Annotated in this window: 17 protein-coding genes, 1 tRNA gene and 3 pseudogenes; 8 read left to right on the plus strand and 13 right to left on the minus strand. The window is 61.5% G+C overall.

Features of this window, described 5'->3' with window-relative positions; all coding sequences use genetic code 11:
- Nucleotides 1-42 precede the first annotated feature (42 nt).
- The 4 genes from QZ648_RS17290 to QZ648_RS17305 all read right to left on the minus strand — a co-directional run bounded on the left by QZ648_RS17290 (nt 43) and on the right by QZ648_RS17305 (nt 5,680).
- On the minus strand, nt 43-1,263 hold the full coding sequence (locus QZ648_RS17290) for a hypothetical protein (protein ID WP_169065519.1): 1,221 nt from the start codon (nt 1,261-1,263) through the stop codon (nt 43-45).
- Nucleotides 1,229-1,699, minus strand: coding sequence for a hypothetical protein (locus QZ648_RS17295; RefSeq protein WP_248595236.1), 471 nt, complete (start codon nt 1,697-1,699; stop codon nt 1,229-1,231). Before QZ648_RS17295 ends, QZ648_RS17290 begins: the two co-directional genes overlap by 35 nt.
- A gap of 272 nt (nt 1,700-1,971) precedes the next feature.
- The gene (gene pbpG, locus QZ648_RS17300; RefSeq protein ID WP_169065520.1) at nt 1,972-3,129 is read right to left on the minus strand and encodes a D-alanyl-D-alanine endopeptidase; all 1,158 of its coding nucleotides are present in this window, start codon (nt 3,127-3,129) and stop codon (nt 1,972-1,974) included.
- Between the two features lie 250 nt (nt 3,130-3,379).
- Complete coding sequence (locus tag QZ648_RS17305) at nt 3,380-5,680, minus strand: NADP-dependent malic enzyme (RefSeq protein ID WP_291997789.1); 2,301 nt, start codon at nt 5,678-5,680, stop codon at nt 3,380-3,382.
- 368 nt (nt 5,681-6,048) lie between these two features.
- Here QZ648_RS17305 and QZ648_RS17310 point away from each other — a divergent pair, with 368 nt between their 5' ends.
- Entirely contained in the window at nt 6,049-7,884 is a 1,836-nt protein-coding gene (locus tag QZ648_RS17310; protein WP_169065639.1) for a phosphoenolpyruvate carboxykinase (GTP), read from the plus strand.
- A gap of 200 nt (nt 7,885-8,084) precedes the next feature.
- Here QZ648_RS17310 and QZ648_RS17315 read toward each other — a convergent pair.
- A pseudogene (locus QZ648_RS17315) lies at nt 8,085-8,244 on the minus strand (LuxR C-terminal-related transcriptional regulator); the annotation flags it as partial.
- Between the two features lie 460 nt (nt 8,245-8,704).
- Here QZ648_RS17315 and QZ648_RS17320 point away from each other — a divergent pair.
- Complete coding sequence (locus QZ648_RS17320) at nt 8,705-11,482, plus strand: FAD-binding and (Fe-S)-binding domain-containing protein (protein WP_169065640.1); 2,778 nt, start codon at nt 8,705-8,707, stop codon at nt 11,480-11,482.
- A gap of 128 nt (nt 11,483-11,610) precedes the next feature.
- Nucleotides 11,611-11,934, plus strand: a pseudogene (locus QZ648_RS17325) (biotin carboxylase N-terminal domain-containing protein); the annotation flags it as partial.
- Here the strand turns inward: QZ648_RS17325 and QZ648_RS17330 are convergent.
- On the minus strand, nt 11,934-12,185 hold the full coding sequence (locus tag QZ648_RS17330; protein WP_291997790.1) for a hypothetical protein: 252 nt from the start codon (nt 12,183-12,185) through the stop codon (nt 11,934-11,936). The pseudogene QZ648_RS17325 and the gene QZ648_RS17330 sit on opposite strands and share 1 nt — an antisense overlap.
- Nucleotides 12,186-12,231: 46 nt before the next feature.
- Nucleotides 12,232-12,606 (minus strand): annotated as a pseudogene (locus QZ648_RS25110) (IS1380 family transposase); the annotation flags it as partial.
- Between the two features lie 271 nt (nt 12,607-12,877).
- Between QZ648_RS25110 and QZ648_RS17340 the strand changes: the two are divergent.
- The gene (locus QZ648_RS17340; protein ID WP_169065642.1) at nt 12,878-14,038 is read left to right on the plus strand and encodes a pyridoxal phosphate-dependent aminotransferase; all 1,161 of its coding nucleotides are present in this window, start codon (nt 12,878-12,880) and stop codon (nt 14,036-14,038) included.
- A gap of 39 nt (nt 14,039-14,077) precedes the next feature.
- On the opposite strand, the gene ampD is transcribed toward QZ648_RS17340, so the two are convergent.
- The 6 genes from ampD to QZ648_RS17370 form a co-directional block, all read right to left on the minus strand.
- Nucleotides 14,078-14,656, minus strand: a complete 579-nt coding sequence (gene ampD / locus QZ648_RS17345; protein WP_291997792.1) for a 1,6-anhydro-N-acetylmuramyl-L-alanine amidase AmpD — start codon at nt 14,654-14,656, stop codon at nt 14,078-14,080.
- A complete protein-coding gene (locus QZ648_RS17350; RefSeq protein WP_169065644.1) occupies nt 14,656-16,026 on the minus strand; it encodes a sigma-54 dependent transcriptional regulator in 1,371 nt (456 codons plus the stop codon). The genes ampD and QZ648_RS17350 overlap by 1 nt, the downstream gene beginning before the upstream one ends.
- Nucleotides 16,017-17,606: an ATP-binding protein gene (locus QZ648_RS17355; protein ID WP_169065645.1), complete on the minus strand. Its 1,590-nt coding sequence runs from the start codon at nt 17,604-17,606 to the stop codon at nt 16,017-16,019. Before QZ648_RS17355 ends, QZ648_RS17350 begins: the two co-directional genes overlap by 10 nt.
- 9 nt (nt 17,607-17,615) lie before the next feature.
- The gene (locus tag QZ648_RS17360; protein WP_169065646.1) at nt 17,616-17,855 is read right to left on the minus strand and encodes a PP0621 family protein; all 240 of its coding nucleotides are present in this window, start codon (nt 17,853-17,855) and stop codon (nt 17,616-17,618) included.
- Between the two features lie 255 nt (nt 17,856-18,110).
- A tRNA-Pro gene (locus QZ648_RS17365) sits at nt 18,111-18,187 on the minus strand.
- Between the two features lie 18 nt (nt 18,188-18,205).
- Nucleotides 18,206-19,174, minus strand: a complete 969-nt coding sequence (locus QZ648_RS17370; RefSeq protein WP_169065647.1) for a polyprenyl synthetase family protein — start codon at nt 19,172-19,174, stop codon at nt 18,206-18,208.
- A gap of 161 nt (nt 19,175-19,335) precedes the next feature.
- Here QZ648_RS17370 and rplU point away from each other — a divergent pair, with 161 nt between their 5' ends.
- From rplU to proB, 4 genes are all read left to right on the plus strand, one after another.
- Nucleotides 19,336-19,671: a 50S ribosomal protein L21 gene (rplU, locus tag QZ648_RS17375; protein WP_291997793.1), complete on the plus strand. Its 336-nt coding sequence runs from the start codon at nt 19,336-19,338 to the stop codon at nt 19,669-19,671.
- 19 nt (nt 19,672-19,690) lie between these two features.
- Nucleotides 19,691-19,954 (plus strand): 50S ribosomal protein L27, encoded by a 264-nt coding sequence (gene rpmA / locus QZ648_RS17380; protein ID WP_169065648.1) that lies wholly within the window; start codon nt 19,691-19,693, stop codon nt 19,952-19,954.
- 117 nt (nt 19,955-20,071) lie between these two features.
- Nucleotides 20,072-21,193, plus strand: a complete 1,122-nt coding sequence (gene cgtA / locus QZ648_RS17385) for an Obg family GTPase CgtA (protein ID WP_169065649.1) — start codon at nt 20,072-20,074, stop codon at nt 21,191-21,193.
- Nucleotides 21,186-22,304: a glutamate 5-kinase gene (proB, locus tag QZ648_RS17390; RefSeq protein ID WP_169065650.1), complete on the plus strand. Its 1,119-nt coding sequence runs from the start codon at nt 21,186-21,188 to the stop codon at nt 22,302-22,304. Before cgtA ends, proB begins: the two co-directional genes overlap by 8 nt.
- Nucleotides 22,305-22,331 lie beyond the last annotated feature (27 nt).

Raw genomic sequence — 22,331 nt, forward strand, 5'->3', positions numbered from 1 at the left:
GCGCACTTTCGTCGGCGGTGGACGGGCTGGCATCTGCAGAGGCTAGAAACGGAACGAGCCGAGGAGCATGAAGCTGTCCCAGTAACGACGGAGAGCCTGCGCATTGGGATTGTCCTGCACCGCCAGAAAGCCGGTGCCGTCAACCTGATGCGCTTCCGCACGGAGCATGAACTGCGGCGTGACGTCGAAGCGGACGCCAAGGGTCCAGTCTTTGGCATAGCGCGTAAAACCCGGCATACCGGTAGCAGCCGCAAAGTCCTGGCCATTGCGATCGCCCTTGTCGGCATAGTACACATCGTAGCGCAGGAGTGCTTCCCACTTCGGCGCCAATCGGTAGGTAGCCTGCAGATAGTAACTCTCGCCAAGCGCATCCCCGTTGTAGAAGAACGGGCCAAAATCCTTGACCGAGATTCGACGACTCGCGTACTCACTCGTCAGGCTCCAGTTCTCGGCGTTGTACTGCGCTGAAAAGATCAGTGGCGTCAGCTTGAAACGGCCTGCGCCGAGGCGGTCAGCGTAGCCCGGCTTGTAGCGCAGATCGAGATGCAGGGCGGTGAACCCCAGGCGATACCTGCCGCCGGAACCCTCATACATGACCTGGAAATCGGGTGCCAACTTCGCATCGAGGTGACCAGGCGGGTTCAGGCCGACGAGGGCGACTGTGGCAGCATCGGTGTCGGTCTGCGGTTGCCCGAGAGCGAGGCTGCCCGAAAGCGAACCGGCTTCATAGTAGCGCTCGAGGTAGACCTCCCCACCGTCGGCTGAAACCGTCAAGTTGCGTGTTCGATCGAAGTAGATCGATTGTGGCAGGATGATGCTCGGCCGGGTAAAAGGAACGTCGCGCGTCTTGTTGTACAAACCGTAGGCCGTCTTGATCCTCCCCACGCGCACGCCGCTCCGCCCCTCCTCACTGGAGGCCATGGTCCAGTCGAGCAGACCATAATCGAGGCGCACGCCACCATCATCAGTGCCGCCGGCCCGGTGCGAAAGCAACTGGGCAGACAGTTGAACGTCGGGCGTCAGCCGCCACGAAGCATTCGCCCCGACCTCACTATACTCACTGCTGATCTGGTCGTCGCTTTGCCCGAAGAAGTTGTTGTCCGAGGTGTTCACCAAGGTCAGCGAAAAGAAGCCATGCAACTGCAGATCGCCGTCCAGAAAATCGATGGCCCGTGCGCCCCCTGGCGATAGCGAAAGCACCGCGACCATGGCCATGCCAGAGGCGGCCCTAGCGAACTTGGAGTACACGGACATTGTGATCAACCTCGCTCGCCTTGACGTAACCCATTGCGCCTGGGGTGGACGCCACCCGAGACAGAATCTCCTGGGTCGACGCAAGCTGTTCGGGGTATTGTCCCTGACCCGAAAAAACCTGTCGGTCCCATGCCAATCGCAACTGGTGGGGAAACACCTGCAGCACACTCTTGCTGAAAGTGGCATGCTCGGGCGCGTCATCCCGCAAAACAAAGACCCTAACCGCGGTGTTGTTCGGCCATTTCTGCAGCAGCATGCCAAAGATTGCGCGCAAGGTCGCTCGCGGAATCGCTTGTTCGCTGGTCGCTGGATGGGTGATGGCAACCATCTCCGGCTCGGCTGGCTGGGCCTGCGCTTTCCCGGCAGGCAGAGCGGCCGCCAGCAGGCAGAGCAATAGTGCCCGGCCAATCCAAGTCACGAATTTAATGGTAAGAAGCTTTTCCATCACGGCGCATCCTACCAGACAAGCAACGCAAGTTTTCGCGCATCAGCGAATGCCGGAGGGTCGTTTTCGCAAGCGGCAGCCAAGGCACCGCTGCGACCACAGCCCCGGACTCCCAACGCAGCGCCTGACAGCAGCCCTGAAGCGCGCCCCCTGCACGAAACCCTCACCCCTCCGGCACGGGTCGGGAATGATCGCAGAAACAACGCCTGATCGGTGCCCCATCGACAAAAAAAAAGCCACGGCGCACCGTGGCTGTCGACCGCTGTTGCAAGTCACGCGGGCGTTGCTTTGCCCGCTGCCGACGCGCTCTCCATCCAGCGCTTGATACGATTCGCATCACCGATACGAGTCTGCTTGCCAGACGAATCAAGCAGTACGATCACCACCGGTCGATCGGCGACGCGCGCCTGCATGACCAGGCACTTGCCCGCTTCCTGAATGTAGCCGGTCTTCGACAGGCCGATTTCCCAAGTCGGGCTCTTGACCAGCTGATTGGTATTGCGATATTCGAGGTCACGCCCTTTTACTTCGGCGGTGACACCGGAGGTCGTCGAAAACTCGCGAATCAAGGGGTAGCGATACGCGGCGGCAACCATTCGTGCCAAATCGTGTGCAGTCGACACGTTATTGCTGGTCAGGCCGGTGGGATCCGCGAAATGCGATCTGCTCATTCCCAGCGACGCTGCCTTGCGATTCATCGCCACAACGAAGGCCCCCAAGCCGCCCGGATAGTGACGTCCAAGGGCGTTTGCGGCGCGATTTTCGGAAGACATCAGCGCCAGCAAAAGCGCCATTTCACGGGTGAGGACAGAGCCCACCTGCAAGCGTGATCGACTCCCTTTCACGTAGTCGACATCGTCGTCGGTAATGGTAATCGGTGCCTGCAGGTTAGGCATCGAGTCAAGTACGACCATCGCCGTCATGAGTTTCGTGATCGAAGCGATCGGCACGACGACCCTGGCGTTCTTCTCGTACAGGGCCTCACCGCCGTCCTGAGCGATTACCAGCGCCGAGCCTGACTGGACCGCGAGGTGCTCCTGCCCATGCCACGCCATCGACGGCGCTCCGTTTTCCGGTCTCTGCTCTGCGCGCGAAGACTTGCTGTTTCCCGCCCGGGCAGCCGACGTACTCGCCTTGGCCACGCCTGTCGATTTGGCCTTGGCCACGCCTGTCGATTTGGCCTTGGCCACACGGGTGGATTTGGCCTTCGACACCGGCGGTACTGCCTTGCCTTGCTGCGCGACACTCTTGCTCGAACTCTGCTTGCTTACCGGTCGCGCCTTGGCCTTTTGCGTCGTCGGGGCTTTGCTTTTCTGCACTTCGCTCTTGCTGCCAGCCTTATCTGCCGCGTGCACCACCTCCATTGAGGCCAATCCGGCACCCACCACCAGCACGCCCCACAGCACTACTGCTCTCAGCATCGTCCGCATCGCAAGCCTCCTGCATGATCCGATAATTGGCAACAATTCCCGCACAGCCCATCACCCACGAAGCAACAGCTGAGAAAATAAGGGGATAGACAGACTAAGTAATGTAGCACATCAAGTCTTCGGAGTTCAAGGCAGACGTTTACGCCTTCTCCACTCACCCTGCCGCCGCGTCAAGCGAGATCGCTCGGCGCGGCGGCATCGGATTTCTTGAACAGCAGGCCGCGGGTCGAAGTACGACCGCGCCCGACGCTCAGCGCTCGCTCATCAGCCGGTCGACAACCGCCAGAGCAGTCATGTTGACCAAGCGGCGTACCGTTGCCGTCGGCGTCAGGATATGCGCCGGCTGCGCAGTTCCGAGCAGGATCGGCCCGATGGTGACGTTGTCACCAGAGGCGACCTTGAGAAGGTTGAACGAGATGTTGGCCGCATCGAGGGTCGGCATTATCAACAGATTGGCCTGCCCTTTCAAGCGCGCGTCACTCGGAAACACGCGCTGGCGGATTTCATCATCGATGGCGGCGTCACCGTGCATCTCGCCCTCGGCCTCCAGACGTGGCGCGCGCTCCTTCAGCAGGCGCAGCGTGTCACGCATCTTCAAGGCCGTCGGCGTATTCTCCGAACCAAAAGACGAATGCGAAAGGAGCGCCACGCGCGGGGTCACACCGAAACGGCGAACCGTGTCGGCAGCGAGCAGCGTCATATCCACCAGTTGTTCCGCCGTTGGCTCGTAGTTGATATAGGTATCGGCGATGAACAGGGTGCGATCAGGCAGCAGCAGCACGCTCATCGCGTACAGACTCTTCACCCCCGGCGCCAGACCAATAACGTTCTCGACGTGCTCGCGGTGATTGCGGTGACGACCAGAGGTGCCGCAGATCAGGCCGTCGGCGTCGCCCATGCGGACCATCAGCGCGCCGAAAAGCGATGGCCGACGGCGCACCTCACGCTTGGCGAAATCTACCGAAACCCCCTTGCGCTCCATCAGCCGTCGATACTCTCGCCAGTAAGTTTCGAAATGATCGTCAAAGAAATTGTTATGGCCGGCACAAATGACCTCGAAGTCGATTCCCGGACGAACGCGCAGGTTCGCGGCCTCAAGCTTGCCGGCGATATCACCCGGATGGCCGATGAGAATCGGTCTGGCGATGCCTTCGTCGACGATCACCTGCACCGCGCGCAGCACGCGGTCGTCACTGCCTTCAGCAAAGACGATACGTCGCGGCGCCTGCCTGGCCTGCGAAAATACCGGCTTCATGATCAGGCCGGAGTGATAGACAAACTCGTCAAGGCTGTCCTGGTACACCTCCAGGTCCCTGATCGGTCTCGTAGCCACCCCTGATGCCATGGCCGCCTCGGCAACTGCCGGTGCAATCTTGCTGATCAGGCGCGGATCGAAGGGATTCGGAATCAGGTACTCGGGGCCGAAGTTGGTGACCTTCTCGCCGTACGCCTTGAGCGCCACCTCGGACTGCTCGGCACGCGCCAGTTCGGCGATGGCCCTGACCGCTGCCAGCTTCATCGCTTCGGTGATGGTTGTCGCTCCGACGTCAAGGGCGCCCCGGAAAATGAACGGGAAGCAGAGGACGTTATTCACCTGGTTGGGATAGTCCGAGCGCCCGGTGGCCATGATCGCATCGCTGCGCACGGACTTGACATCCTCCGGGAGAATCTCCGGATTGGGGTTGGCCAGCGCCATGATCAACGGCGAAGGCGCCATCTTGGCCACCATCTCCTTCTTCAGGACGCCACCGGCCGACAAACCCAGGAAGACATCGGCGTCGGCGATGACCTCGCCGAGCGTGCGCGCGTCGGTCTGCTTGGCGTAGCGCGCCTTGATCTCGTCCATGTCCTCGACCCGCCCCTCGTACACCAGCCCCTTGATGTCGGTCACCCAGATGTTCTCGACCGGAATACCGAGCATCACCAGCAGATCGAGGCAGGCCAGGGCCGCAGCGCCAGCGCCGGAGGTAACCAGCTTGACCTTGTCGAGATCCTTGCCGAGCAGGTGCAGCCCATTGAGAATGGCCGCCCCAACGACGATCGCCGTACCATGCTGATCGTCATGGAAGACCGGAATCTTCATCCGTTCGCGTAGTTTCTGCTCGACGTAAAAACACTCCGGCGCCTTGATGTCCTCAAGATTGATGCCGCCAAAGGTCGGCTCCAGCGAAGCAATGATCTCGACCAGCTTATCGGGATCGCGCTCTTCGATCTCGAGGTCGAAAACATCGATGTTGGCGAACTTCTTGAACAGCACCGCCTTGCCTTCCATGACCGGCTTGGCCGCCAGCGGGCCAATCGCGCCGAGTCCGAGAACGGCCGTCCCATTGGTGATCACACCCACCAGATTGGCGCGCGACGTCAGCGTGCTCACCTCGGCGGGAAACGCGACAATCTCTTCGCAGGCGGCAGCCACCCCCGGTGAATAAGCCAGCGACAGGTCATAATTATTGGTCAGTTGCTTGGTTGGCAGTATCGCCACCTTGCCCGGTTTCGGATTACGGTGATAAAAGAGAGCGGCGGCACGCAGCTGGTCCTTTTCTTTGCTCATGACTTTTTCTCCTGGCACAGCGTATGACAAGCCACAGCGGATGCTGATGGCGCCCCAACAGTCGACTAACGATCAGCCCCGAAGTGCTCCAGGCAGCCTTGCCGGCAGCGCGGCAGGTGTCAAAGGATCGTCAGTGCGAGTCGGACCTGTGGCATAATTACACAAACACAGACAACCTTGCAGTACCAACACCTAGCATGTCGAGTACCCCCGCTTGCACTGCGCTTTTTGTTTTCCAGCCGCGACCGACGCGTCGCCCCCGACCGAGCTGGACGGGCCATCGCCGGTCCGGGCTCCGTTGGTCCGCTTCTGCGCGCGCCACGCCACGGTAAATTCCGCTCCTCCACCTACTTTAGAGAGTGATTACCATGAATCAGAGTGTTTCCATCAACGCCCCGGACTACGTCAAGCATGAAGGCCTGAAAAAATGGGTGGCCGAAATTGCGGCCCTCACCGAGCCCGCCCAAGTCGTCTGGGCCGACGGCTCACAGGCAGAGTACGACCGTCTCTGTGCCGAACTGGTAGAAGCCGGCACCTTCACCAAGCTCAAGAAGCGCAAGAACTCCTTCCTCGCCTTTTCCGACCCGTCAGACGTGGCCCGCGTCGAAGACCGCACCTACATCTGCTCCGAGAAAAAGGAAGACGCCGGCCCAACCAATAACTGGGAAGACCCGGCCAAGATGCGCGAGATGCTCAAGGGCGTCTTCAAAGGCTGCATGAAGGGTCGCACGATGTACGTGATTCCCTTCTCGATGGGCCCGGTTGGCTCACCAATCGCCCAGATCGGCGTCGAGATCAGCGACAGCGCCTACGTCGTGGTCAACATGAAGATCATGACCCGTATGGGCAAGGCGGTGTTCCCGGTCCTCGGCACCGACGGCAGCTTCATTCCCTGTGTGCATTCGATCGGCGCACCCAAGGAAGTCGGCCAGAAAGATCCGCGTTGGCCATGCAACCCGACCACCAAGTACATCGTCCATTATCCCGAAACGCGCGAAATCTGGTCCTACGGTTCCGGCTACGGTGGCAACGCGCTGCTCGGCAAGAAGTGTCTGGCCCTGCGTATTGCCTCAAACATGGCGCGCGATGACGGCTGGATGGCCGAGCACATGCTGATCCTGGGCGTCGAATCGCCCGAGGGCAAGAAGCATTACGTCGCTGCCGCCTTCCCGTCGGCCTGTGGCAAGACCAACTTCGCCATGCTCGTCCCGCCAGCCACCCTGAGCGGCTGGAAAGTGACCACCATCGGCGACGACATCGCCTGGATCAAGCCGCGTAAGGATGCCAACGGCGTCACCCGTCTCTACGCCATCAACCCGGAAGCGGGCTTCTTCGGCGTGGCCCCAGGCACCAATGACAAGACCAACTTCAACGCCATGGCCTCCCTGGCCGAGAACACCATCTTCACCAATGTCGCGCTGACCGACGATGGTGATGTGTGGTGGGAAGGCATGGGCCCGGCACCCGAGCACGCCATCGACTGGCAGGGCAACGACTGGACGCCAGCCATCGCCAAGGAGAAGGGCACCAAGGCCGCGCATCCAAACTCCCGCTTCACCGCTCCCGCCTCGCAGTGCCCGTGCATCGATGAGCAGTGGGAGAGCACGGAAGGGGTGCCAATCTCGGCCTTCCTGTTCGGTGGCCGTCGCGCCTCGACGGTGCCACTGGTCTGTGAGACAGTTGACTGGGATCACGGCGTCTATGCTGCCGCGACGCTCGGTTCGGAAACGACGGCCGCCGCTTTCGGCGCGCAAGGTGTCGTTCGCCGCGACCCGTTCGCCATGCTGCCGTTCTGCGGCTACAACATGGCCGACTATTACAGCCACTGGCTGAAAATGGGCAGTGCCGCCGACACGCCGGTACCGATCTTCATGGTCAACTGGTTCCGGATGAACGAAAAAGGCGAGTTCGCGTGGCCGGGCTTCGGCGATAACGCGCGCGTCCTCAAGTGGATCATCGATCGTTGCGAAGGCAAGGTTTCAGCGAACAAGACTACCCTCGGCTGGATGCCCAACTACGAAGACATCGACTGGTCCGGAAGCGATTTCTCCAAGGAGGAATTCGCCAAGGTCACCAGCCTCGACAAACAGGCATGGAAGAGCGAGCTCGATGGCGTCAAGGAATGGTTCGAGAAGATGGGCAACAAGTTGCCTCCCAAGCTGGCAAGCATCCGCGACGAACTCGAGAAGGGCTTTGCTGCCTGATCATCGATCCCGACCCAAGCTGGGTCGTGGAAAGCCGCCTTCGGGCGGCTTTTTTTTTGGCCTCGATCGCACGTCCTGTGGCTAGACTGTTCTCTTCGCTCAAGCGACCAGTTTCCGCTGCCTTTTGTACAAGGTCCTGCGCCAGCGCTTACCCCGCCGGGCGACCAGCCGCCCGGCGACCCTGCAGCCTGCATTAGGCACTGGACACGTTCGGCGACCGACCGAACTTCCATTTTGTCCATGACGCGTGCACGATGCACCTCGACCGCTTTTTATGCTGATACCGAGGTCATCGGCAATCTGCTTGTTCAGATTGCCGACGTCGATCGACTCCATCACTTCCCGCTCGCGCCGCGCCAGGGCGCCGCCACTGCCGGAATGTGGGAAGGGACGAAGAAAATCGTAACGCCGGCCCTGGTTGCCGAAGCCACTCATTTCCGCGCCGAGTATGAAGCTGGCAAGTGCAAGGATGAACAGCAGAAGTACGTCGAGAGCTTCAAGAAGATCACCGTAGCGCTTGATGGGGTAATGAGCAACTTCAAATAAGCAAGTGTATTACCCAAGGCCGGACTTGGCGCCGAACCTTGGTGATGGTGACTGGCCGCGAGTCGGCGTCCGTTCCTTCGGTGGCGCTGGCGTCTCGCCGGCGCTTGCTGGAATCGATGCCGAACCTTAGACTCACCCGACGGCAGCGCGGGACCTCTTGGCTCATGAGAGGTGGCATTGCTTTGTCGCTGATCGAACGAGCCACCCCCACGTAGTGGCAGCCCGCTGAAGCCAGCGCCAAGACGCCTGTATGGAACTGCTCAAGGAGAGAATCATGAGTCCGTTGATTGAAGCGCTTTTCCGCATCCTGCCGCGACGCCAGGTCATCACCGACAACCTGCGACGCCTGGCCTACGGTACTGACGCCAGCTTTTACCGCCTGATCCCCGAGGTCGTCGCCGTGGTCGAATCCGAGGAAGAGGTCCAGGCCGTGCTGCACGCTGCGCGCGCCCACCGGCGCCCGATAACCTTCCGCGCCGCCGGTACCAGCCTCTCGGGCCAGGCCGTTACCGACGGGGTTCTTGCACTGATAGGCGAAGGCTTCGCCAGCTGCGAAATTGCCGCCGATGCAACAAGCGTGCGTCTGGGACCGGGGATCATCGGCGGCGAGGTCAACTACCGCCTCGCACGGCACGGGCGCAAGATCGGCCCGGATCCGGCCTCAATCAACGCCTGCAAGATCGGCGGCATCGCTGCCAACAACGCTTCCGGCATGTGCTGCGGCACGGCGCAGAACAGCTACCACACGCTGGCCGGGCTACGGGTGATCCTTGCCGATGGGGCGATGCTGGATACCGAAGACGAGTTCAGCATCACCAGTTTCAGGCAGAGCCACGCCGCGCTGCTGAGCGAGCTGGAGCAGCTCGGCGCAGCAACGCGCGCCGATGAGGTACTGGCCGCGCGCATTCGCCACAAGTTCCGAATCAAGAACACGACGGGCTACAGCCTCAACGCGCTGGTTGACTTTGAAGACCCGCTCGACATCCTGGCCCATCTGATGATCGGTTCGGAAGGCACACTCGGTTTCATCTCGCGCATCACCTACCGCACCGTGGTCGAAGACCCCTGCAAGGCCAGCGCCCTGGTGTTCTTTGCGACCATCGAAGCCGCTTGCCAGGCCGTCATCCGCCTCAAGCCGGGGCCGGTATCCGCTGTCGAACTACTCGATCGCCCGGCCTTGCGCTCGGTCGAAGGTAAGCCCGGGCTGCCGCCCCTTATTCACACGCTGAGCGACGATGCCGCCGCTCTACTGATCGAGGTACGCGCTGAAACGACAACGCTCCTGCAGCAGCGGGTTGACACCGCGCTCGGGGCACTCGCGGGTATCCCCACCATCGAAACGCCGGTGTTCTCGACTGACCCCGAGACTTGCGCGATGTACTGGAAGGTGCGCAAGGGCACCTTCCCCTCGGTCGGCGCGATGCGCCGCACCGGTACCACGGTAATCATCGAGGACGTCGCCTTCCCGATCGAGTCTCTGGCCGTGGCTACTCTCGATCTGCAGGCGCTGTTGCGCAAGCACGGTTACACGGAGGGGATCATCTTTGGTCACGCGCTCGAGGGTAACCTGCACTTCGTGTTCACCCAGGATTTCAGCAATGCCGAGGAAGTGCAGCGCTACGCCCGCTTCATGGAGGACATCTGCACCCTGGTGGTTGACAAGTACGACGGCTCGCTCAAGGCCGAGCATGGCACCGGGCGGAACATGGCGCCCTTCGTCGAAAGGGAATGGGGGCAACAGGCCACCAACCTGATGCGCCGGATCAAGACTCTCTTCGACCCCGACAACCTGCTCAATCCGGGCGTCATCCTCAGCGACGATCCGCAGGCCCACCTCAAGCACCTGAAGCCGATGCCAGCCGCCGAGGACATCGTTGATCGCTGCATCGAATGCGGTTTCTGCGAGCCGCTGTGCCCGTCGCACCGACTGACGCTCTCGCCGCGCCAGCGCATCGCAAGCTGGCGCGAGCTCTCACGCCGCGCCGCGGCCGGCGAGGAAGCCGCCGACGTCGGTCGCGACTTCGCTTACTACGGGCTCGACACCTGCGCCGGCTGCGGCCTGTGCTCGACCGCCTGCCCGGTCGGCATCGACACCGGAGAGCTGACCCGCCGCCTGCGCGGTCGCGGCCTGGGCAGTGCCTCGCAGAAAGTCGGCAGCTGGACGGTGGACAATTTCGGCAAGGTCGCCAGCGCATCGCGCGTAGGTCTGGCCATCGGTCATGTCGTGTCGAGCGTGGTCGGTGACCGCGTCGTCGGACGCGTCTCGAGAGGCGCCTGGAAGCGCGGCATGCCGCAGGCCGGCAAACGGCCGACGCAAGGCATCGGCAGCGGCGATCCGGTGGTGTATTTCCCGGCCTGCGGCGGCCGCATCTTCGGCGCCAATAGCCCCGAGGAGGCGACGCTGCCCGAAGTGATCATGGAATTGCTGACGCGCGCCGGGTATGCGCCGCGCCTGCCGGAAGGCTTCGACAAGCTTTGCTGCGGCCAGATGCTCGCCAGCAAGGGGATGGCCAATGAAGCGGAAGAAATGGCCAATGCGGTTACCGAGGCAGTGATGAAGGCAGCGGACGACGGTCATGGGGGCTTTTTTCCGATCATCATGGACGCCAGCACCTGTTCGGTGCGCATGCAAAAACACCTCGAGGGTCGGCTGCCGCTACTCGATTTCCACGAATTCGCTCACGACGCGCTACTGCCCCGTCTGCTGCTCGTCCGCAAGCCAGGGCCCGTTGCCCTGCACATCAATTGCAGCGTGCGCCGCAGCGGCTCCGACGACAAGCTGCGCACGCTGCTTGCCGCCTGCGTCGCTGACGTGGTCGAACCCGCTGGCGTCACCTGCTGCGGCTTTGCCGGCGATCGTGGTTTCGTCGTTCCGGAACTCAACGCGCACGCCCTGCGCAAGGTCCATGAAGCCCTGCCGGCAAAATGCTGCGAGGGAGTCTCCACCAGCCGCACCTGCGAGATCGGCCTTACCGCGGAAACCGGCCGCCCCTATCGCTCCATCGCCTACCTGCTCGAGGAATGCAGCCGTGGCGAGGAAACAGCGTGTTGAGGATCGATCCTGCCCTGGGCCGCCATGGTCGGCACTGGCGTCCGCTTGAACCTCACGATAGAGCAGTAAAAATTCCTTGCCCACAGCCAGCAGCAACCCATTCCACCACCGTTATCGACGGTAATCCAGTGACCCGGCCCATCAAGAAAATCCTTGTCGCCAATCGTGGCGAAATCGCCATCCGCATCCTGCGGGCAGCCTCTGAGCTCAAGCTGTGTACCGTTGCCGTCTATTACCGTGAAGAGCGTTTTTCACCCCACCGCTACAAGGCTGACGAGGCCCACCAGATTGGCAAGGATGACGAGCCGCTGAAACCCTACCTCGACATCGAAAGCATCATCAAGGTGGCGGCCAAGGAAAATGCCATCGCTGCCTGCCTGCCGGTTATCGAAGACAGCCGCGAACCGCTGAATACGCTGGAAATCGCCCGGCGCGAAGCCGAGGGCATTGGCTAAGGACTTGCCATGGCCTGGGCGAAGCTGCGGGTGCGGATGCGGCGGAACAAATCGGCGGTATCCGCGGCAACCTTCAATACCCATGAGCCGGCATGGCGCACCACCTTGCCCGGCCGATGAAACAGACGCCAGCGGATGGTGGCGACCTTGTGGCGCTGCCAGTCGGTGTTCAGAGCGGAGTGCTTGAACAGCACGAACAGGTTGTGGGCGATGATGCCGATGCGGAAAAAACGCCGCGTTGGCGGCAAACTGCCCGCAGGGCATGCGCTCCATACCGAAGCCAATCTTCAGTTCCTTGATGCCGTTCTCGGAAGTTTCGCCGCGTTGGCGATAGCAGATCAAGGTGTCGGCGGTTGATGCGACCCGGTTGCTGACGATGACGTGGTATTTCGGTGCGTCGGCGAACAGTTCGGCCTGCCGTCGGTACTTGACGACGATCAGGCGGAACGCTTTCCGGGTCTCGTTCATGCTGTGCAGCGTCTCGGCAACGGCGCAATCGGCGTAGGTCTTCCAGGCGGTTGCGGGGATTCCGGCAATGGCCTGTTGTGTGGGTGCATCCAGCCGCCCGCCGATGGCGAAGGTCTTGCCGGTGTCTTCGCAGTCATTGACGATGTCGGCCTGATAGCCGTGCCGACTGTGCCGGGCTTGGGCATCTCGGTACTCAGCCAGCGATTCAGCCCCAAGCCACCCACAAACTCCCCGAACGGCACCAGCCCGGCGTTCGCCGTCAGCAGTTCTTCCGTCGCTTGAACCTTGAACGGAAGCACCGTTTGTGCCAAAGTCCCCATCGCCCCGCCTCCTTCCTTCTGCAAATAGGTGACCGTCTCAATAACATCACTCTATCCAAGATCAAGGCCTGGCGGGACCTTCTCGCCCTCTATTCCGATTGCATCGCGGAACCTGGGCTGTTCCCTTTGCCAAGAAGCGCTACCGACGAACCATGCCGACCTTTCCCGCCAGTCGCCTTGCTCACATCGCCCCCTTCTACGTCATGGAACTGATGGCCCGCGCCCGAGCGCTGGAAGCCGCAGGGCGCGACATTATCCATATGGAAGTCGGCGAACCTGATTTCCCGACACCCGAGCCGATTGTCGCCGCCGCGCAGGCGCAGATTGCCAGCGGCCGTGTGTTCTACACGCCAGCTCTCGGACTTCCCGAATTGCGTGCAGCCATCGCTGCTTTCTATACCACACGCTACGGCATCGACGTCCCGGCGTCGCGAATAGTGGTCACTGCTGGCGCTTCCGGCGCCTTGCTGCTGAGCATGGCCTGCCTCGCGGAAGCAGGCAGCGAATGGTTGCTCTCCGATCCGGGTTATCCCTGCAACCGCAATTTCGTGCGCAGCTTCGACGGGCGACCGGTCAGCATCCCGGTTCGTGCCAGGAACAACTTCCAGCCAACGCTCGCCGAAGTGGAAACGCATTGGACGGAGCGTACGGCAGGTGTTTTGTTGGCTTCGCCGGCCAACCCCACGGGCACCCTGCTTGATGACGACGTACTGGCCGATATCGCCGACTTTGTCCGCCAGAAAGGTGGACAACTGGTGGTCGACGAGATCTACCACGGCCTGACCTACGAGCGTGACCCAGCAACGGCTTTGCAGTTCGGTGATGACATCTTTGTCGTGCAGAGCTTTTCCAAGTACTTCAACATGACTGGCTGGCGACTGGGCTGGCTGGTCGTTCCCGAGCGTTTCACACGCGAAATCGAGAAGCTGGCGCAAAATCTGTTCATTTCGCCATCAACACCGGCCCAGCATGCGGCGCTGGCCGCATTCTCGCCAGCCACCCTCAGCATCCTCGAGGAACGGCGCCGGGAATTCAAGCGCCGCCGCGACTTCCTGGCGCCAGCGCTGGACGACCTCGGTTTCCGTCAAGCGGCCAAGCCGGAGGGCGCTTTCTACGTCTACGCCAATTGCAGCGAGCTGACCGACAACAGTGATCGCTTTGCTCGCGACTTGCTCGATGCAGCGGGAGTGGCCATCACGCCCGGCCTCGACTTCGGTAGCAACCAGCCCGAAAAATACTTGCGCTTTGCCTACACGGCCAGCGTCGAACGTTTGGCTGAAGCCGTCGACAGAATTCGCCGCTTTCTGGGCTGAGTGCTCTCGAAAACGGCGCCCCCTCGATGCGCCAGGCCGTCAGCGGCAAGCCCCCGGGAAATCACCGATCGACGCCAGCTGACGCCAGTCGAAACAAGGGCCCGGGTCGGTCTTGCGCCCGGGCGCGATATCACTGTGGCCAACAACGGCTTCAATCGGGTAGGCCACGCACAAGGTGCGGATCAGCTCCCGAAGAGCGCCGTACTGGGCCGTTTCGAAAGGCATCTCGTCGCAGCCCTCGAGTTCGATTCCCAGAGAAAAATCGTTGCAACGCTGGCGCCCGTTCCAGCTCGACAGCCCGGCATGCCAGGCACGTTGCGCGCAGGAGACGAACTGAATCAGCTCGCCGTCACGACGAAGCAGAAAATGCGCCGAGACCCGCAAGCTACTGATCTGCGCGAAGTAGGGATGAGCGGACGCATCCAGGCAATTGCTGAATAGACCAACAATCCCCTCACCACCGAACTCTCCCGGCGGCAGGCTGATCGCATGCACGACGATCAATGACACGACTTCTCCGTCCGGGCGAGCGTCATGATTGGCGGATTCGACTCGTAGTGCGCCGGGCAACCAACCATCAGCCCCCGGCTCGCCAACGGCAGCATCGCGCCGCAGCATCACTCCTCGATGCCCAGGCGCTCGATGCGATAGCGCAATGAACGGAAGCTCACACCGAGCAGCCTGGCGGCCGCCGTACGATTGAAAGCGGTCTTGCTCAAGGCCTCCAGAATCGCCTGCTTCTCGATACGGTTGATAGTGTCGTCGAGTGTTTCCCCGTCCCGGCCGACGCTGTCACCAGGTACGGCGGTGGGCGCCAACTGCAGATCGTCAACGACCACCGCATGGCCAGCGCACAAGGCGGTGGCACGTTCGAGAATATTTTCAAGCTCGCGTACATTGCCTGGAAAACTATAGTTCTCCAGCGCGCGCAGGGCTTGTGGCTCCAGACGCGGCGGCTTCTCGCCACAGATGCGCGCCAGCAGAGCCACGACCAGCGGCACTACATCTTCGTGACGTTCGCGTAGCGGCGGCATGCGCAGCTCGATAACGTTCAGCCGATAGTAAAGGTCCTGGCGAAAGAGCCCCTCATCGACGCAGGCCTTGAGCGTTTGATGGGTCGCCGAAATGATGCGTACGTCGACGATTTCTTCGGCGGCACTACCCACCTTGCGGACTTTCTTTTCCTGCACTGCGCGCAACAGCTTTACCTGCATCGCCAATGGCAAATCCGCGACCTCGTCGAGAAAGAGCGTCCCTCCTTTGGCAGCCTGGAAGAAGCCATCACGATCACTGTCGGCCCCCGTAAAAGCGCCCTTGCGATAGCCGAAGAACTCGCTCTCCATGAGATTTTCGGGAATCGCACCGCAATTCACGGGGACAAAGGGCGCCGCACGTCGTGAGCTCTGATCGTGAATCAGGCGCGCAGCGAGTTCCTTTCCGGTTCCCGACTCGCCCGAGATATAGACCGGCGCCTGACTTCGCGCCAGCTTGTCGATCAGCTGGCGAACATTCTCAATCGCCGCCGACGCGCCGATCAATTGCCCGGCCGCGGCGGCGGCCTGCCGGTCGCCGTCGTCGCCGTTCTGGCGCGGCAAGCGCAGCGCCGATTTGATCAGGCTGCGCAACTGCTCCAGGGCGACCGGCTTGGCCAGGTAGTCAAAGGCACCCGCCTTGAGCGCAGCGACGGCGTTCTGAGCGCTGCCGAAGGCCGTGATCACCGCCACCGGCGTCTCCCCGTAATGTTCACCGATCAGCTTGACGATTTCAAGACCGTCACCATCGGGTAGGCGCATGTCCGTGATACACAACTGATAGTGCTGCCCTTCGAGAAATCCCCGCGCCTCGGCAACGCTTGCCGCACAGTCTGCGGACAAGCCCATACGCGCCACCGTCAGGTCGAGCAGTTCACGAATGTCTGCCTCGTCATCAACCACCAGCACTCTCGCCAACTCGCCGCGCGGGCGACGCTCCGTCTTGACTAGTGACACCCTGAAGACCTCCCCAACAAACGAAAATCGGCACCCGGCCGGGAAGCGTGCAATTCGAGCAGGGTAGCGTTTGCATCGCACAACTCGCGCGCGATGTAGAGACCCAAACCGGTACCGCGATGATGCGTGGTGAAGAACGGCTCGAAGATGTGTTCGCGCTGCCCCTCGCCAACCCCCTCACCGTCGTCAATCACGTGCAATTCAACCTGCGCGTCCGCCTTGCCGTCACAAGCCACTAGACGCACGCTGCCAGCCATGCGCTGCGAATGCCGTAAGGCATTGCCGAGAAGATTTCCCAACACCTGATGGAAGTGCGAGCGATCAAAACAAAGGGCCGCCACACCCGACAACTCCAGGCGCACCACATCGGCCGACAGCGCCTCCTTGGCCAGATACTCCTCGACCAACAACGGCAAGGTCGCACGCAAGTCAATCAGTTCCCGATAGGTGCGATCTCGACGCCCAAGTTCCAGCACATCGCTGACGATACGCTCGAGCCTGCGGGTATTATCCAGCATGATGCGCAGCAAGCGCTCGTACGTCTCGCCACGTCGTTCCTCACGCAGCAGTTCGCCGGCATGACTGATCGCCGATAGTGGATTGCGGATTTCGTGCGCGATATTGGCCGTCAGGCGCCCGAGGGCGGCCAGCTTCAGCTGCTGAGCCTGTTCCTGCAGGCGACCCAGATCCTCAAGAAAAACAAGCACATCGCTTTCCGAACTCTCAGTCGGCGCAAACCTCGCTCGCAACTGCATACCACTGGCTGGAACGTGCACCAGCACCACGTCGTCACTGCCGCTCCGACACCACTCGACGAAACCGAGCGCCAGTTCAGGCGAATATTCGGCCAACAGATCTTCGCGGCTGCTGTCGAGGCCCAGCACTTGCCTGGCGCGCGGGTTGCACTGCTTGACCCGACCATCACGGCGAAGGACCACCACGCCGTCCTGCATTTCCTCGATGACCCGCTGACTGATCAGCGTCTGGTTGTTCAGATCGACGCCACGCTGAAGCGCCAGGGCCTCGTTGGCGATGACCCGGCGGGCCAGCAAGCGAGCCGAAACCGCCACCGCAAAGAAGCCGGCACTGAACAAGCCGGCGTGAAAGAATCCGGCCACATCGATATCGTGCTGTAGAGCCCGGTAGGAGTGCTCGAACAATAGCGCCAGAGTGGCCATCGCCGCATAGAACAACACCAGGCGCCCCTCCCCGACCAGACCGGCACCGGCCAGTGTCACCAGCAACATCGCGCCAAGGCCGCTGTCCAGACCGCCGCCAATATGGATCAAGAGCGTCATCACCAGCACATCGACGAACACACTGGCCGTCAACTGCATTCTGGCATGCCAGCGATGACGAAACGCCAGGAGCACTGCCAGCGTCGTGCTCAACAGGTACACGCTGGCCAAGGCCAGGTGCTGCAGACTCTGGTTCGGACTAAGAATGGGAAAAGCCGAGGGATAGAGCAACGCCGACGTGAACAGCAGCGTGGCGACAACGAAGCGGTAGAGGTTGAAGTAGCGCAGAGACTTCCAGTGCGTCGCGGAGAAATGCTCAACGCCGAGCGTCGCGGAGATCAAGATGGCCGCTCAGGCGTCGTCGGACGCGCTATCGTCAAGATGGGCTGCGCTGCAGTAATAGCGACCCTTGACGAGAATACTCTCGCTCACCGGCTGATTGACGCCGCAGCGCGTGCACTGCACCATGCGTTCAGCATCGCGCTGGACAGTGGTGTGGCTGGCAGCGCTGCCGCGTGACGACATCCGCGACTTGCGCCAGAACCACCACACGGCCCAGACCAGCCCGATTAGCAGTAGATATTTCGTCATTGAAAGACCAGCCGAAAGCAGCGTTCAAGCATAGCCTAGGCTCCCCCGGACGGAGAGGCCGCACAGCACAGGATCACAGAAACAAGCCTCGCCAGCGAAGACCCGCAGCGGCGACAAACTCGCTCGCATCATGGCGCAGGCCGCAGGAATCGCGATTACCGCGAGGAGGATTGCGGCTCGCCACATCGCGGAGCAAGCGCAATCACAACGGTCACGCCATGCAGCAACGGCCAGAAAAGGCCGTGGTGAAACGGTTGGTCGGGGCGAGAGGATTCGAACCTCCGACTCCTGCGTCCCGAACGCAGTACTCTACCGGGCTGAGCTACGCCCCGACCGAGGCGACAACTGCGCTAATGATTTCTAGCAACAGCGAAGAGGCATAATTCTAGCAAGGAATCCTTGTATTGAGAAGCAGGAAGAACATCGAGAGCGGCGGCGGCAAGTTCAGCCTCGGCCTTGGCCTTCTGCTTTGCGTATTGCAGCGCGCCGCTTGCACGAATGGCGGCCAGGACCAGCGGGAAATCGTTGCGGCCGCCGTTCTCGATGGCGCGCCGTACGCAGGCAGCCTGTTCCGGGTTGCCATTGCGTAGAACAAAAATCAGCGGCAGAGTCGGCTTGCCTTCAGCCAGATCATCGCCCAGATGCTTGCCGGTCTCCACTTCGGACCCCGAGTAATCGAGTACATCATCAATCAACTGAAACGCGGTACCCAAGTGGAGGCCGTAAATGGCCATCGCCTTTTCGACCGCTGCGTCACCACCACCAATGATCGCACCCAGTTGCGCAGCCGCCTCGAACAACTTGGCTGTCTTGTAGCGGATGACCTGCAGATAGCCTTGCTCATCGATCCCCGCGTCATGGCAGTTCATCAACTGCAGCACTTCGCCCTCGGCAATGACGTTCGTCGCATCCGACAACACCTGCATGATGCGCATGTCGTCGACCACCACCATCATCTGGAACGCCCGCGAATACAGGAAATCGCCAACCAGCACGCTGGCCGAATTGCCGAACAGGGCATTTGCCGTTTCACGGCCGCGCCGCAAATCTGAGCCATCGACCACATCGTCATGCAACAAGGTCGCCGTATGGATGAATTCAATTACGGCCGCCAACTCGTGATGATGGCGGCCTCGGTAGCCCAATGCCCCGGCCGACAGCAACACCAGCGCCGGGCGCAGCCGCTTGCCACCACTCTGAACGATGTACTCGGCGACCTGACAGACCAAAGCCACCTCTGAATGGAGGCGCTGGCGGATCACCGCGTCAACGGCCTTCATGTCCGCCCCGATCAGGCTATACAACTGCTCCATTCTCACGAGAAGGCACCTTGGCACAAAACCCGCGAATCTTAGGCGCCGGCCGGTCTTGCGTCAAGCGACAGATGGCCGTGGCGATCGCAAACTCTTTGACGGAGCGGGAAGATTACGTATAATGCGCGGTTCTTCGTCTCACTTCGTTCAGTTCTTTGGAGTCCAACATGTACGCGGTCATAAAAACCGGTGGCAAGCAATATCGCGTTGTCAACGGCGAAAAATTGAAAATAGAACAGATACCGGCAGACGTTGGCGCAGAAATCACCTTTGACCAGGTTCTCATGCTTGGCGAAGGCGAATCGGTGGTCATTGGCACACCGCTTATCGCCAGCGCCTCGGTCAAGGCCACTGTGCTTTCGCAAGGTCGTCACGACAAGATCCGGATCTTCAAGTTTCGTCGTCGCAAGCATTCCCAGAAGCATCAGGGGCATCGTCAGAATTACACCGAAATTCGGGTTGACGCGATTGCCAATGGCGCGACGCTCGACCCTTCAGCCTGATTTGAGAGGAGTCTGACTCATGGCACACAAGAAAGCTGGCGGCAGCGTACGTAACGGCCGCGATTCCGAAGCAAAACGCCTGGGCGTAAAGCGCTACGGCGGTCAACTCGTCCGCGCCGGGAATATCATCGTCCGCCAACGTGGAACGGCCTTTCACCCAGGCGAGAACATGGGCCTCGGCAAGGATCACACGCTGTTCGCGCTGGTCGACGGGCACGTGCAATTTGCCATCAAGGGCGCGCAGCGCCGACGCACCGTGAGTATTGTTCCTAGCGCGGGGTGAAGCAGAACCCTGGTTGGCGCAGCAAGCCAGCCCGGCGGCACCACCAAGCCCTATCCCTGGCGATAGGGCTTTTTTCTTTCACCACTGGCAATACGGACAGAGCGGACAGACGCAGTCATGAAATTTATCGATGAGGCGAGAATTCTTGTTGGCGCGGGCGACGGCGGCAACGGCATCGCCTCGTTCCGGCGCGACAAGTACGAGCCCGAAGGCGGCCCGGACGGCGGCGATGGCGGCAACGGCGGCAGCGTTCATTTCATCGCCGACCGCAACATCAACACCCTGATCGAATACCGCTACGCGCGCCGGCACCGCGCCCAGCGGGGCCAGAATGGCGGGTCTAGCGACTGCTACGGCAAACGCGGCAAAGACCTGACACTGCGCGTCCCTGTTGGCACCACCATCGCCGATGTAAACAGCAAGGAAATCCTTGCCGACCTTGACGTCGACGGTAAGAAAGTACTGCTCGCCAAAGGTGGACGCGGCGGCCTCGGCAACATCCATTTCAAGTCCAGCGTCAACCGTACGCCCCGCCAATGCACACGTGGTGAGGAAGGCGAGCAGCGCGAATTGCGCCTCGAGCTGCGTCTGCTGGCCGATATCGGTTTGCTCGGCCTGCCCAACGCCGGCAAGAGCACCTTCCTGCGCGCCGTCTCGGCAGCACGGCCCAAGGTTGCCGACTACCCGTTCACCACTCTGCAACCGCATCTCGGAGTGGTGCGCGTAGACCACGACCAGAGCTTCGTCATCGCTGACATTCCCGGACTGATCGACGGCGCCGCCGAGGGTGCTGGCCTCGGCATACGCTTTCTCAAACACCTCGCACGAACCCGCTTGCTGCTGCACATCGTCGACCTGGCGCCGGTCGACCCCGACGCAGATCCCGTGCGCGATGTCGAAACGATTATTCGTGAACTCGATAAGTACGATTCCGAGCTCGCCACCCGGCCGCGCTGGCTGTTGCTCAACAAGCTTGACCTGATCCCCGAGGACGAACGCGAGCAACGTATTGCCGACTTCCTGCACGGCTGCCAAGCAAGCGCGACGGGCATTCCGCATTTCCGCATCAGCGCCATCAGCGGTGCCGGTTGTCGCGAACTCACGCACAAGCTACATGAAGCGCTGCAGAATTTGGCCGCCGCCACCCCCGCGCTAGAAGCGACGAGCGCAGGCGCTGCCACAAGCGTTTTCCCGGACGACCTTTTCGCCGACCACCACGACAAGGCAGAAGATGACTAGCAGCCGCATCGCCACCGCCCGCAGACTGGTCATCAAGGCGGGATCTGCGCTGGTTACCAACAACGGTGAAGGTCTCGATCTTGCGGCCATCGACGAATGGGCAAGACAGATTGCCGGGTTGCGCCAGGCCGGCAAGCAGGTCATTCTGGTCTCGTCGGGAGCCATCGCCTGCGGCATGCAGCGTCTTGGCTGGCGCAAGCGCCCACGCGCCGTGCACGAGTTGCAGGCAGCGGCGGCCGTCGGCCAGATGGGGCTGGCACAGGTCTACGAGCGCGCCTTTGCCAGGTACTCGCTGCACACCGCGCAAGTGCTGCTCACCCATGACGACCTCGCCGACCGCAAGCGCTACCTCAACGCGCGCTCGACCCTGAACACACTGTTACGCCTCGGCGTCGTGCCGATCGTCAACGAAAACGATACGGTGGTCACCGACGAGATCAAGTTTGGCGACAATGACACGCTCGGGGCCTTGGTCGCCAACCTCGTCGAAGCCGACTGCCTGATCATTCTCACCGATCAGCAAGGCCTGTTCACCGCTGACCCGCGCAAGGATCAGGCGGCCAGCCTGATCCGTGAAGCACGCGCCGGGATTGCGGCGCTCGAGGCCATGGCTGGCGGAGCCGGTACCCAGTTCGGCACCGGCGGCATGCTGACCAAGGTCATCGCCGCCAAGCGCGCAGCACGCAGCGGCGCGCATACAGTCATCGCCAGTGGCCGCGAACAGGACGTCATCCTGCGTCTGGCTCGGGGCGAGCCCCTGGGCACCTTGCTGGTGGCCGAAACGCAGCCGTTGACGGCACGCAAGCAATGGCTTGCCGATCACCTGCAACTAAACGGACAACTGCTGCTCGACAACGGCGCGATCAGTGCCCTGCGCGAAGGAAAAAGTCTCCTGCCAATTGGCGTCGCCGCCGTCCGCGGCGATTTCGAACGTGGCGCCGCGGTGGCCTGCGTCTCCAACGAAGGTCACGAGATCGCGCGTGGCCTGATCAACTACGGCAGCAGCGACGCGCGCCGCATTGCACGCCGCGCCAGCGGGGAAATCGAAAGCCTCCTCGGCTACATCGAGGAGCCCGAGATCATCCACCGCGACAACCTTATCCTCAGCTAGAAAGACTCAGCCACCGGCAGCACTGAT

Origin of the sequence: Candidatus Accumulibacter sp. ACC012 (genome assembly GCF_907163155.1) — a bacterium.
GTDB lineage: Bacteria > Pseudomonadota > Gammaproteobacteria > Burkholderiales > Rhodocyclaceae > Accumulibacter > Accumulibacter delftensis.